At 45.5% G+C, this 12,619-nt stretch carries 11 protein-coding genes; all 11 read left to right on the top strand.

The window, feature by feature from the left end:
- Nucleotides 1–58: 58 nt before the first annotated feature.
- A complete protein-coding gene (gene coaBC / locus RAC86_RS26885) occupies nucleotides 59–1,279 on the top strand; it encodes a bifunctional phosphopantothenoylcysteine decarboxylase/phosphopantothenate--cysteine ligase CoaBC (protein WP_015252114.1) in 1,221 nt (406 codons plus the stop codon).
- Complete coding sequence (gene priA / locus RAC86_RS26880) at nucleotides 1,276–3,693, top strand: primosomal protein N' (RefSeq protein ID WP_003232079.1); 2,418 nt, start codon at nucleotides 1,276–1,278, stop codon at nucleotides 3,691–3,693. The genes coaBC and priA overlap by 4 nt, the downstream gene beginning before the upstream one ends.
- Before the next feature lie 26 nt (nucleotides 3,694–3,719).
- Nucleotides 3,720–4,202: a peptide deformylase gene (gene def, locus RAC86_RS26875; protein ID WP_029726494.1), complete on the top strand. Its 483-nt coding sequence runs from the start codon at nucleotides 3,720–3,722 to the stop codon at nucleotides 4,200–4,202.
- Nucleotides 4,203–4,206: 4 nt separating this feature from the next.
- A complete protein-coding gene (fmt, locus tag RAC86_RS26870) occupies nucleotides 4,207–5,160 on the top strand; it encodes a methionyl-tRNA formyltransferase (protein ID WP_046381014.1) in 954 nt (317 codons plus the stop codon).
- Nucleotides 5,147–6,490, top strand: a complete 1,344-nt coding sequence (gene rsmB, locus RAC86_RS26865) for a 16S rRNA (cytosine(967)-C(5))-methyltransferase RsmB (protein ID WP_317679852.1) — start codon at nucleotides 5,147–5,149, stop codon at nucleotides 6,488–6,490. Before fmt ends, rsmB begins: the two co-directional genes overlap by 14 nt.
- 3 nt (nucleotides 6,491–6,493) lie before the next feature.
- On the top strand, nucleotides 6,494–7,585 hold the full coding sequence (gene rlmN, locus RAC86_RS26860) for a dual-specificity RNA methyltransferase RlmN (protein WP_015252110.1): 1,092 nt from the start codon (nucleotides 6,494–6,496) through the stop codon (nucleotides 7,583–7,585).
- 6 nt (nucleotides 7,586–7,591) lie between these two features.
- On the top strand, nucleotides 7,592–8,356 hold the full coding sequence (gene prpC, locus RAC86_RS26855; protein WP_041850843.1) for a protein-serine/threonine phosphatase PrpC: 765 nt from the start codon (nucleotides 7,592–7,594) through the stop codon (nucleotides 8,354–8,356).
- Entirely contained in the window at nucleotides 8,350–10,296 is a 1,947-nt protein-coding gene (prkC, locus tag RAC86_RS26850; protein WP_076457725.1) for a serine/threonine protein kinase PrkC, read from the top strand. Before prpC ends, prkC begins: the two co-directional genes overlap by 7 nt.
- A 14-nt stretch (nucleotides 10,297–10,310) precedes the next feature.
- Entirely contained in the window at nucleotides 10,311–11,207 is an 897-nt protein-coding gene (gene rsgA / locus RAC86_RS26845) for a ribosome small subunit-dependent GTPase A (RefSeq protein WP_003232060.1), read from the top strand.
- Between the two features lie 4 nt (nucleotides 11,208–11,211).
- Nucleotides 11,212–11,865, top strand: coding sequence for a ribulose-phosphate 3-epimerase (gene rpe, locus RAC86_RS26840; RefSeq protein WP_088325864.1), 654 nt, complete (start codon nucleotides 11,212–11,214; stop codon nucleotides 11,863–11,865).
- Between the two features lie 72 nt (nucleotides 11,866–11,937).
- Nucleotides 11,938–12,582 carry a thiamine diphosphokinase gene (locus tag RAC86_RS26835; RefSeq protein WP_014479765.1) on the top strand — a complete coding sequence of 215 codons (645 nt, stop codon included), beginning with the start codon at nucleotides 11,938–11,940 and terminating at the stop codon, nucleotides 12,580–12,582.
- Nucleotides 12,583–12,619 lie beyond the last annotated feature (37 nt).

Here is a 12,619-nt window from a genome sequence, read left to right as displayed (position 1 = left end):
CATGTAGGTTGTTATTTTTTTCCGTGCGGTTTTGTAAAGTGCAGAGGGGGAGAATTCATTGCTAAACAATCGAAATGTGTTACTTTGCGTGAGCGGAGGCATCGCTGTTTATAAAGCCTGTGCGTTAACGAGCAAGCTGGTTCAGGCAGGAGCAAATGTCAAAGTGATTATGACTGAGTCCGCTTGCCGATTCGTTTCACCGCTGACATTTCAGGCATTGAGCCGCCACGAAGTCTATACAGATACATTTAAAGAACAAAATCCAAGCGTTATTTCTCATATTGATGCCGCAGACTGGGCCGACTTGATTATCGTAGCGCCGGCTACGGCTAATGTGATTGGAAAACTGGCAAACGGCATCGCTGATGATATGCTGACGACAACATTGTTGGCAGCAACGGCTCCCGTTTGGATCGCGCCGGCGATGAACGTTCATATGTATGACCACCCGGCAGTCAAACGAAACATTTCTGTTCTTTATCAGGACGGTTATCGTTTTATTGAGCCAAGTGAGGGCTATTTAGCATGCGGTTACGTAGGAAAAGGCAGATTGGAAGAGCCGGAAAACATCGTAAAGCTGGCCGAAAAACATTTTGCTGAAGAAACATCCGCTCCTTTAGAAGGCAAGCATGTGGTCATTACAGCCGGCCCAACGCGGGAAGCGATTGATCCTGTCCGGTTTTTTACCAATAAATCGACGGGCAAAATGGGCTACGCACTAGCGGAGGCTGCTGTTCAGCTCGGCGCACGGGTAACCTTAATTTCTGGGCCTGTTTCACTTGATCAGCCTAAAGGCCTTGCTGAGTTTATCCCTGTTCAATCGGCTGCGGATATGCGCGAAGCTGTGCTCTCTGTGTATGACGCAAGCGATATAGTCATTAAAACAGCTGCGGTAGCCGATTTTACGCCGAAAACAGTATTTGACCATAAAATGAAAAAACAAGACGGCGGCATGACCTTAGAACTGAAAAGAACAGTCGATATTTTGAAAGAATTGGGCGAGAAAAAGAAAGAGCAGATTTTGGTCGGATTTGCCGCCGAAACACAAGACATTGAACACTATGCACGTAAAAAGCTCGCCGCTAAAAACCTTGATTTGATTGTGGCAAATGATGTGAAAGCAAATGGGGCCGGTTTTGGTGCTGATACGAATATCGTGACAATCTTTTTCAAAGACGGGCATAAACGCGAACTCCCGATTATGTCTAAGCTCGATGTTTCTTTTGAAATCCTTCAGGAGATCGCAGCCCTCTCAAAACAAACCGGAGAGCGCTCATGAATTTTGCAGAAGTCATCGTTGATGTCAGCACCAAAAATATAGACAGGCCTTTTGATTATAAAATCCCAGACCATCTGAAGGGCATGATCAAAACGGGGATGCGGGTCATTGTTCCGTTTGGCCCCCGTAAGATTCAAGGGTTTGTGACAGCAGTCAAAGAAGCATCTGACCTATCGGGGAAATCTGTCAAGGAAGTAGAGGATTTATTAGATCTTACACCTGTTCTGACAGAGGAGCTTATGATTCTGTCATCATGGCTGTCAGACAAAACGCTGTCTTTTAAAATAACGGCGCTTCAAGCAATGCTGCCTGCCGCCTTAAAGGCGAAATATGAAAAAGAATTAAAAATTGCACACGGAGCCGATCTTCCGCCGCAAGTGGAACGGCTGTTTTCTGAAACAAAGACGCTGCTGTATTCAGATATACCCGATCATGAGACGCTGAAACTGATTCAAAGGCATGTTCAAAAAGGGGACATTGACGTGACGTATAAAGTCGCGCAAAAAACCAATAAAAAAATGGTCAGGCATATTCAGGCAAATGCGAGTAAAGAAGAGCTTGCTAAGCAGGCTGAGGGATTGTCCCGCCAAGCAGCAAAACAGCAGGCGATTCTTCACTTTCTCATCTCTGAGCCGGAAGGTGTGAAAATTCCTGCGGCGGAATTGTGCAAAAAAACGGACACGAGCTCTGCAACCATCAAAACCCTTATCCAAAAAGGGCTTTTGAAGGAAAGCTATGAAGAGGTTTACAGAGATCCCTATCAGGACAAAATGTTCAAAAAAACAGAGCCCCTGCCGCTGACAGACGAACAGAGGGCTGCCTTCGAGCCCATACGCGAGACATTGGACAGCGATGAGCATAAAGTGTTCCTCCTTCACGGCGTGACAGGAAGCGGAAAAACCGAAATTTATCTGCAATCAATTGAAAAAGTACTGGCGAAAGGAAAAGAAGCCATCGTCCTCGTACCGGAAATATCGCTGACGCCGCAAATGGTCAACCGCTTCAAGGGCCGCTTCGGCTCCCAGGTGGCAGTCATGCACAGCGGTTTATCCACAGGAGAAAAATATGACGAGTGGCGTAAAATCCACCGGAAGGAAGTACGGCTTGTCGTCGGTGCCAGATCCGCCATTTTTGCTCCGTTTGAAAATCTCGGAATGATAATCATCGATGAAGAGCACGAGTCTTCCTATAAACAGGAAGAAATGCCGCGCTATCATGCGAAAGAGGTGGCAATCAAGCGGGCTGAGCATCACAGCTGCCCGGTTGTATTAGGGAGTGCTACGCCGACATTAGAATCATATGCTAGAGCGCAAAAGGGCGTATACGAGCTTCTTTCACTGAAGCACCGTGTTAACCATCGGGTGATGCCCGAGGTTTCGCTTGTCGATATGAGAGAGGAGCTTAGAAACGGCAATCGCTCGATGTTTTCAGTTGAATTGATGGAAAAGCTTGAAGAAACGATTGCCAAGGGTGAGCAGGCGGTGCTGTTTTTAAATAAGAGGGGCTACTCTTCCTTTGTGATGTGCAGGGATTGCGGCTATGTCCCGCAATGCCCGCACTGCGACATTTCCATGACGTATCATCGTTACGGCCAAAGGCTGAAATGCCATTATTGCGGACATGAAGAGCCTGTTCCGCACACTTGTCCTGAATGCGCAAGCGAGCATATCCGCTTTTTCGGAACGGGAACACAGCGAGTGGAGGAAGAGCTGACAAAAGTGCTGCCAAGTGCGAGAGTGATTCGGATGGATGTTGACACGACATCACGGAAAGGCGCCCATGAAAAATTACTGTCAGCTTTCGGAGAAGGAAAAGCGGATATTCTTCTCGGAACGCAAATGATCGCGAAAGGGCTTGATTTTCCGAATGTCACGCTTGTCGGAGTGTTAAGTGCTGATACAACACTTCATATTCCTGATTTCAGATCGGCTGAAAAAACATTTCAGCTGTTAACGCAAGTCAGCGGCCGGGCAGGCAGGCATGAAAAGCCCGGCCATGTCATCATTCAAACGTATACACCGTCTCATTACAGTATCCAGCTGACGAAAACACACGATTATGAAACGTTCTATCAGCATGAAATGGCGCACAGGAGAGAGCAATCCTATCCGCCATACTACTATTTGGCTCTTGTGACTGTTTCTCATGAGGAAGTGGCGAAAGCAGCGGTTACAGCTGAAAAAATCGCTCATTTTTTGAAAGCAAACTGCGGAGCTGACACGAAAATTCTCGGACCAAGCGCGTCGCCGATAGCCAGGATCAAAGATAGATATCGCTATCAATGCGTGATAAAATACAAACAGGAAACCCAGTTATCCGCTTTATTGAAGAAGATACTGGAACATTATAAACGCGAAATTGAACAAAAACATGTAATGATTTCAATTGATATGAATCCTTATATGATGATGTAAGATCTCACGTCTTGGAGGGTAACAAATTGGCAGTAAAAAAGGTCGTCACACATCCTGCGGAGGTTTTGGAAACACCTGCGGAAACCGTGACTGTTTTTGATAAAAAGCTAAAAAAACTGCTTGATGATATGTACGACACCATGCTTGAAATGGATGGTGTCGGACTGGCAGCGCCGCAAATCGGCATTTTAAAAAGAGCGGCCGTCGTAGATATCGGGGATGACAGAGGGAGAATTGATCTCGTTAATCCTGAAATTTTAGAAAAAAGCGGCGAGCAAACCGGAATTGAAGGATGCTTGAGCTTTCCTAACGTCTATGGTGATGTCACACGTGCCGATTATGTCAAAGTGCGTGCGTTTAACCGTCAGGGAAAACCGTTCATTCTGGAAGCGCGAGGCTTTTTAGCAAGAGCCGTGCAGCATGAAATGGACCACTTAGACGGTGTGCTGTTTACATCTAAAATAAGTAAATACTATACAGAAGATGAACTAGCGGATATGGAAGGATGATTTGATGACGAGAATCGTATTTATGGGAACGCCGGATTTTTCAGTTCCTGTTTTAAGAACCCTGATAGAGGACGGATATGAAGTAGTGGGGGTCGTCACACAGCCGGACCGTCCGAAGGGCAGAAAAAAAGTACTGACACCTCCTCCGGTAAAGGAAGAGGCATTGCGCCACGGCATCCCGGTTCTTCAGCCGGAAAAAGTCAGATTGACAGAAGAAATTGAAAAAGTGCTGGCATTAAAGCCTGACCTGATTGTAACGGCGGCATTCGGACAAATTTTGCCTAAAGAGCTTCTCGACAGTCCAAAATACGGCTGCATTAACGTTCACGCATCCCTTTTGCCGGAACTGCGCGGCGGTGCTCCGATCCATTATTCCATTCTGCAGGGAAAGAAGAAAACCGGGGTTACCATTATGTATATGGTAGAAAAATTGGATGCGGGCGATATGATCTCAAAAGTGGAAGTGGACATTGAAGAAACCGACAATGTCGGAACACTGCACGATAAATTAAGCGTTGCTGGCGCGAAGCTATTGTCTGAAACGGTTCCAAACGTCATTGCCGGCAGCATTTCACCTGAAAAGCAGGATGAAGAGAAAGCGACATACGCGCCTAACATTAAAAGAGAGCAAGAGCTGCTCGACTGGTCCAGAACGGGCGAAGAGCTTTACAACCAGATCCGCGGCTTAAATCCATGGCCTGTTGCCTATACGACGCTTAATGGACAAAACTTGAAAGTGTGGGAATCCAAAAAAACACCCGCACCAACCAAAGCTGAGCCAGGCACAGTCGTTGCGGTTGAAAAGGAAGGGATTATCGTTGCCACAGGTAACGAGACGGCTCTGTTATTAACCGAACTCCAGCCGGCAGGCAAAAAACGAATGAAAGGCGAAGACTTTGTGCGAGGCGCTCATGTTGAAGTCGGTGATGTGTTAGGAGTAAACAATGAAAAAAACTAGTGTTCGTGACATCGCCCTTGAGGCGCTGATCAAATTAGAACAAAACCAGGCATACAGCAACCTGCTGCTGAAATCGGTCATTAAATCAAATGAACTGAGTGATCAGGACAGAGGGCTTTTGACTGAACTTGTCTATGGTACATTACAAAATAAGATCGCGCTTGATTATATGCTTAAACCGTTTATCAATAAGCCTCAAAAGGTAAAGCCGTGGGTGATTCAGCTTCTTCGCCTATCCTTATATCAAATGGAGTATTTAGAGAAGATTCCAGACAGGGCAGCCATCCATGAAGCGGTTGAGATTGCTAAAATCCGCGGACACAAAGGCATTGCTTCATTTGTCAACGGCGTGCTCCGTTCTATTCAGCGCGAAGGTGTTCCATCCTTTGACTCGATCGAAGATCCTGTACGCCGGCTGGCGACAGAAACAAGCCATCCGGAATGGCTTGTGAAAGAGTGGGCGGATGCGTATGGATTTGAAGCTGCGGAAAAGATTTGCCGCATCCATCTCATTCCGCCGAAGCAGACGCTGCGTGTCAATGAAATGAAAGCAGACAGAGCTGAGCTGCTTGACCAAATGGCTGCTGAGGGAATCGAAGTTGAAAAAGGCGACCTCGCTGAAGATGCTGTGAAGCTCTTAAAGGGAACAATTGCCGGAACTCATTTCTTCCAAAACGGCGAAGTATCCATCCAGGATGAGAGCTCCATGCTCGTCGCCCGCGCCCTTGACCCTAAGCCTGATGAAACAGTGCTTGACGCGTGTGCGGCGCCTGGCGGAAAGTCGGCTCATATCGCAGAATTAATGAAGAACAAGGGGAGCGTTACGTCGCTTGATCTTCACAAACATAAAGTGAAGCTGATCAAAGAAGCGGCAGACCGGCTTGGCCTGACAATCATTCATGCGGAAACAATGGATGCTAGAAAAGCGGGGGAAACGTTTGAAAACGAACAGTTTGACCGAATATTGGTCGATGCCCCGTGCTCAGGTTTCGGTGTTATCAGAAGAAAGCCGGACATGAAATACACGAAAAAACCTGACGACAGCGCCCGTCTAGCTGAAATCCAGCTGTCGATCTTGAGGGAAATCGCACCATTAGTAAAAAAAGGTGGCACTCTTGTCTACAGTACGTGTACAATGGACCGGACAGAAAATGATGAAGTAATACATGCGTTTATACAAGAACATCCTGATTTTGAACCCGATTTGTCTCTTGAAAAGCGGCTGCCTGAAAAGGTGAGACCCTTTGTTCGGGATGGAAGGCTTCAAATCCTTCCTCATTATTTCGGAACAGATGGTTTCTTTATTTGCAGCATGAGAAAGAAGGGATAAGCAATGGCAGAACTTAATAAAACAAAAGTAAGAAAAGAATTGCGGACAGAGCGTCCGTCTATTTATTCTTTTGAATTAGATGAAATCAAACAATGGCTGACAGACAATGGAGAGAAACCGTTCCGTGCAGCCCAGATCTTTGAATGGCTATATGAAAAACGTGTATCTTCTTTTGAAGATATGACAAACCTCTCAAAGGATCTGCGTGAGAAATTAAACACTCACTTTGTGTTAACAACGCTGAAAACGGCTGTTAAACAAACCTCTCAAGACGGTACGATGAAGTTTTTGTTTGAGCTTCATGACGGTTATACCATCGAAACCGTTTTAATGAGACACGAGTATGGCAATTCTGTATGTGTAACGACACAAGTCGGCTGCCGTATTGGCTGCACATTCTGCGCGTCAACGCTTGGAGGCTTAAAACGAAACCTTGAAGCAGGGGAAATTGTCGCTCAAGTAGTCAAAGTGCAAAAAGCTCTTGATGAAACGGATGAACGCGTCAGCTCTGTCGTGATCATGGGAATCGGCGAACCTTTTGATAACTTTAACGAAATGCTCGCTTTCTTGAAAATCATTAACCATGACAAGGGCCTGAATATCGGTGCTCGCCATATTACGGTCTCTACGAGTGGAATCATCCCGAAAATTTACGAATTTGCTGATCAGCAAATGCAGATTAACTTTGCAATTTCTCTGCACGCGCCGAACACAGAAATCAGAAGCCGTTTGATGCCGATTAACAGAGCATATAAACTGCCTGATCTAATGGAAGCCGTTAAATATTATATTAATAAAACGGGACGCCGCATCAGCTTTGAATACGGGCTGTTCGGAGGCGTAAACGACCAGGTGGAACACGCCGAAGAGCTTGCCGACTTGCTGGAAGGAGTCAAATGCCACGTGAACTTGATTCCGGTAAACTACGTGCCTGAACGGGACTATGTGCGCACACCGCGTGATCAGATTTTTGCTTTTGAAAAAACGCTGAAATCCCGCGGAGTAAATGTCACAATCCGAAGAGAGCAAGGACATGACATTGACGCAGCCTGCGGTCAGCTTCGCGCGAAGGAGCGTCAAGACGAGACGAGGTGATGAGGGTTGTTAACAGCCTTAAAAACAGATACAGGAAAAATCCGCCAGCATAATGAAGATGATGCGGGGATATTCAAGGGGAAAGATGAATTTATATTAGCGGTTGTCGCTGATGGCATGGGCGGCCATCTTGCTGGAGATGTTGCGAGCAAGATGGCTGTGAAAGCCATGGGGGAGAAATGGAATGAAGCAGAGACGATTCCAACTGCGCCCTCGGAATGTGAAAAATGGCTCATTGAACAGATTCTTTCGGTAAACAGCAAAATATACGATCACGCTCAAGCCCACGAAGAATGCCAAGGCATGGGGACGACGATTGTATGTGCGCTTTTTACGGGGAAAACGGTTTCTGTTGCCCATATCGGAGACAGCAGATGCTATTTGCTTCAGGACGGTGATTTCGTTCAAGTGACAGAAGACCATTCGCTTGTAAATGAACTGGTTCGCACTGGAGAGATTTCCAGAGAAGACGCTGAACATCATCCGCGAAAAAATGTGTTGACGAAGGCGCTTGGAACAGACCAGTCAGTCAGTATTGACACCCGTTCCTTTGATATAGAACCCGGAGACAAACTGCTTCTATGTTCTGACGGACTGACGAATAAAGTGGAAGGCACTGAATTAAAAGACATCCTGCAAAGCGATTCAGCTCCTCAGGAAAAAGTAAACCTGCTTGTGGACAAAGCCAATCAGAATGGCGGAGAAGACAACATAACAGCAGTTTTGCTTGAGCTTGCTTTACAAGTTGAAGAGGGTGAAGATCAGTGCTAATCGGCAAGCGGATCAGCGGGCGTTACCAAATTCTCCGCGTTATAGGCGGCGGGGGAATGGCCAACGTGTATTTAGCTGAGGATATCATTCTAGACCGTGAAGTCGCAATTAAAATCCTGCGGTTTGACTATGCAAATGACAATGAATTTATCAGACGTTTCCGCAGAGAAGCCCAATCCGCATCAAGCCTCGATCACCCGAATATTGTCAGCATTTACGATTTGGGCGAGGAAGATGATATTTATTATATTGTCATGGAATACGTTGAAGGCATGACGCTTAAAGAATACATAACAGCAAATGGGCCGCTTCACCCTAAAGAAGCGCTGAACATCATGGAGCAAATTGTCTCAGCCATCGCTCATGCCCATCAAAACCAGATTGTTCACAGAGATATCAAGCCGCATAACATTTTGATTGATCATATGGGAAATATCAAAGTAACGGATTTTGGAATTGCGACGGCACTAAGTTCGACCACAATCACCCATACCAATTCAGTTCTGGGCTCGGTCCATTACTTATCACCTGAACAGGCCCGGGGCGGCTTAGCCACAAAAAAATCGGATATTTATGCGCTTGGAATCGTTCTATTTGAGCTTTTAACCGGCCGTATTCCGTTTGATGGAGAGTCAGCAGTCAGCATCGCCTTGAAGCATCTTCAAGCGGAAACTCCTTCGGCAAAAAGGTGGAATCCATCGGTCCCCCAAAGCGTTGAAAACATCATACTCAAGGCAACTGCCAAAGATCCTTTTCATCGCTACGAAACGGCTGAAGACATGGAAGCAGACATAAAAACAGCTTTTGATGCCGACAGACTCAATGAAAAGAGATTTACGATTCAAGAAGATGAAGAAATGACAAAAGCGATACCTATCATTAAAGATGAAGAACTCGCTAAAGCTGCTGGCGAAAAAGAAGCAGAAGTGACAACCGCACAAGAAAACAAAACAAAGAAGAACGGCAAAAGAAAAAAGTGGCCGTGGGTTTTGCTCACGATATGCCTCGTTTTTATCACAGCTGGAATTCTTGCTGTCACTGTTTTTCCGTCGCTTTTCATGCCTAAGGATGTCAAAATACCTGATGTCTCCGGAATGGAATACGAAAAAGCCGCAGGGCTCTTGGAAAAAGAAGGTTTACAGGTTGATTCCGAGGTGTTGGAAATCTCAGATGAAAAAATTGAAGAGGGCCTGATGGTAAAAACGGATCCTAAAGCGGATACCACAGTCAAAGAAGGCGCCACGGTCACCCTTTATAAGAGCACCGGAAAAGCAAAAACGGAGATCGGTGATGTGACAGGCCAAACGGTCGACCAGGCAAAAAAAGCGTTGAAGGACCAAGGGTTTAAACATGTAACAGTAAATGAAGTGAATGACGAGAAAAATGCGGGCACTGTCATTGACCAAAATCCTTCAGCAGGGACTGAGCTTGTCCCGAGTGAAGATCAAGTCAAACTTACAGTCAGTATCGGACCCGAAGACATTACGCTTAGAGACTTGAAAACCTACAGTAAAGAAGCAGCGTCTGGATATCTGGAAGACAACGGATTGAAGCTTGTAGAAAAAGAAGCATACTCAGATGATGTTCCAGAAGGACAGGTTGTCAAACAAAAACCAGCAGCAGGTACGGCAGTAAAGCCGGGAAACGAAATTGAAGTGACATTCTCTCTCGGACCAGAGAAAAAACCTGCGAAAACAGTGAAAGAAAAGGTCAAGATCCCCTACGAACCAGAAAATGAAGGGGACGAGCTTCAAGTGCAAATCGCGGTTGACGATGCGGATCACAGCATCTCTGACACTTACGAAGAATTTAAGATAAAAGAGCCGACTGAACGAACGATCGAACTAAAGATTGAACCCGGCCAAAAAGGGTACTATCAAGTAATGGTAAACAATAAAGTTGTCAGCTACAAAACCATTGAGTATCCGAAAGATGAATAACAAGGAGGGAAAATATGCCTGAGGGCAAAATTATTAAGGCGCTAAGCGGCTTTTACTATGTACTGGATGAATCAGAGGATTCAGATAAAGTAATACAATGCAGAGGAAGAGGCATTTTCAGAAAAAACAAAATTACCCCTCTTGTCGGTGATTACGTTGTGTATCAAGCTGAAAATGACAAAGAAGGATATCTAATGGAAATTAAAGAAAGAACCAACGAGCTTATCAGGCCGCCAATTTGCAACGTTGATCAAGCGGTCCTTGTTTTCTCAGCGGTTCAGCCTTCTTTCAGCACGGCATTGCTAGACCGCTTCCTGGTTCTCGTTGAGGCCAATGATATTCAGCCGATTATATGCATTACTAAAATGGATCTGATTGAAGATCAAGATACAGAAGATACGATACAAGCCTATGCAGAAGACTATCGGAATATTGGTTATGACGTATACCTTACCTCCTCTAAGGACCAAGATAGTTTAGCGGACATCATCCCGCATTTTCAGGATAAAACAACGGTATTTGCCGGTCAGTCCGGTGTTGGGAAATCCTCGCTTCTCAACGCGATCAGTCCGGAGCTCGGATTAAGAACAAACGAGATTTCCGAGCATTTGGGCCGCGGGAAACACACAACCCGCCACGTGGAGCTGATTCACACGTCCGGAGGTTTGGTTGCAGATACACCGGGATTCAGCTCGCTTGAATTTACAGACATTGAGGAAGAAGAGCTGGGCTATACCTTCCCTGATATCAGAGAAAAAAGCTCTTCATGCAAATTTAGAGGCTGTTTACATCTGAAAGAGCCGAAATGCGCGGTGAAACAAGCTGTTGAAGACGGAGAATTAAAGCAGTATCGCTATGACCATTATGTTGAATTTATGACGGAGATTAAAGACAGAAAGCCGAGGTATTAGCATAATGATAAAGGTTGCACCATCTATTCTTTCCGCTGATTTTGCCGCTTTAGGCAATGAGATTAAAGATGTAGAAAAAGGCGGAGCCGATTGTATTCATATTGATGTTATGGACGGCCATTTTGTCCCGAATATCACAATCGGTCCGCTGATTGTAGAAGCCGTCCGGCCGGTAACGGATCTGCCGCTTGATGTCCATTTAATGATAGAAGAGCCGGATCGTTATATCCCGGCTTTTGCGAAAGCAGGCGCAGATATCCTGTCTGTGCATGCTGAGGCATGTCCGCACCTGCACCGTACCATCCAGCTCATTAAAGAGCAAGGAGTGAAGGCCGGAGTGGTTCTAAACCCGCATACCCCTGTACAAGTCATCGAGCATGTTTTCGACGATCTCGATCTTGTTCTTTTAATGACGGTGAACCCGGGCTTCGGCGGGCAGAAATTTATTCATTCAGTCCTTCCTAAAATAAAAGAGGTTAAGCGAATGGCGGATGAAAAAGGAAAAAAAGATCTGTTCATTGAAGTAGACGGCGGCGTCAACAAAGAAACCGCTCCGCTCGTCATTGAAGCGGGCGCAAATTTACTCGTTGCCGGTTCAGCTGTTTATGGCCAGTCTGACCGCAAAAAAGCAATTTCTGAAATCAGAGGAAGTAAATAAGCAGCTTTAGAAAAGAGCTGGGCATACAATAGCCTAAGCTCTTTTTCCTGTATGCAGAGAAAGGAATCAGAGATGAAAACAATTAATATCGTTGCGGGAGGCCCGAAAAATCTCATTCCCGATCTAACCGGCTATACGGACGAACACACGCTTTGGATCGGTGTTGACAAAGGCACCGTCACTCTCTTAGATGCCGGGATCATTCCTGTTGAAGCCTTCGGAGATTTTGACAGCATAACGGAGCAAGAACGCCGGCGAATAGAAAAAGCCGCTCCCGCCCTTCATGTGTATCAAGCAGAAAAAGATCAAACAGATTTAGACCTCGCCCTTGATTGGGCGCTGGAAAAGCAGCCGGATATTATTCAGATTTTCGGCATTACAGGCGGCAGAGCTGATCATTTTTTAGGAAACATTCAGCTACTGTATAGAGGTGTAAAAACGAACATAAAAATTAGGCTGATAGACAAACAAAATCATATTCAAATGTTTCCTCCTGGTGAATATGATATTGAGAAGGATGAAAATAAGCGATATATCTCCTTCATACCGTTTTCCGAAGACATACATGAGCTGACCCTGACCGGTTTTAAATATCCTCTAAATAATTGTCATATTACGCTCGGTTCAACACTATGTATTAGTAACGAACTCATTCATTCACGAGGTACTTTTTCGTTTGCAAAAGGCATATTAATAATGATAAGAAGCACGGATTAAGCATGTGCTTTCATTCAATTGCTGAAAACAATGAACA

Source organism: Bacillus sp. LR_5 (assembly GCF_042709275.1).
This window is presented reverse-complemented; position numbering and strand designations above follow the sequence as displayed.

Bases quoted from the DNA above. Each gene is read 5' to 3' on its own strand.
- priA (WP_003232079.1), top strand. From the start codon at position 1,276: ATGAATTTTGCAGAAGTCATCGTTGATGTCAGCACCAAAAATATAGAC.
- fmt (WP_046381014.1), top strand. From the start codon at position 4,207: ATGACGAGAATCGTATTTATGGGAACGCCGGATTTTTCAGTTCCTGTT.
- rsmB (WP_317679852.1), top strand. From the start codon at position 5,147: ATGAAAAAAACTAGTGTTCGTGACATCGCCCTTGAGGCGCTGATCAAA.
- rlmN (WP_015252110.1), top strand. From the start codon at position 6,494: ATGGCAGAACTTAATAAAACAAAAGTAAGAAAAGAATTGCGGACAGAG.
- rsgA (WP_003232060.1), top strand. From the start codon at position 10,311: ATGCCTGAGGGCAAAATTATTAAGGCGCTAAGCGGCTTTTACTATGTA.
- rpe (WP_088325864.1), top strand. From the start codon at position 11,212: ATGATAAAGGTTGCACCATCTATTCTTTCCGCTGATTTTGCCGCTTTA.
- RAC86_RS26835 (WP_014479765.1), top strand. From the start codon at position 11,938: ATGAAAACAATTAATATCGTTGCGGGAGGCCCGAAAAATCTCATTCCC.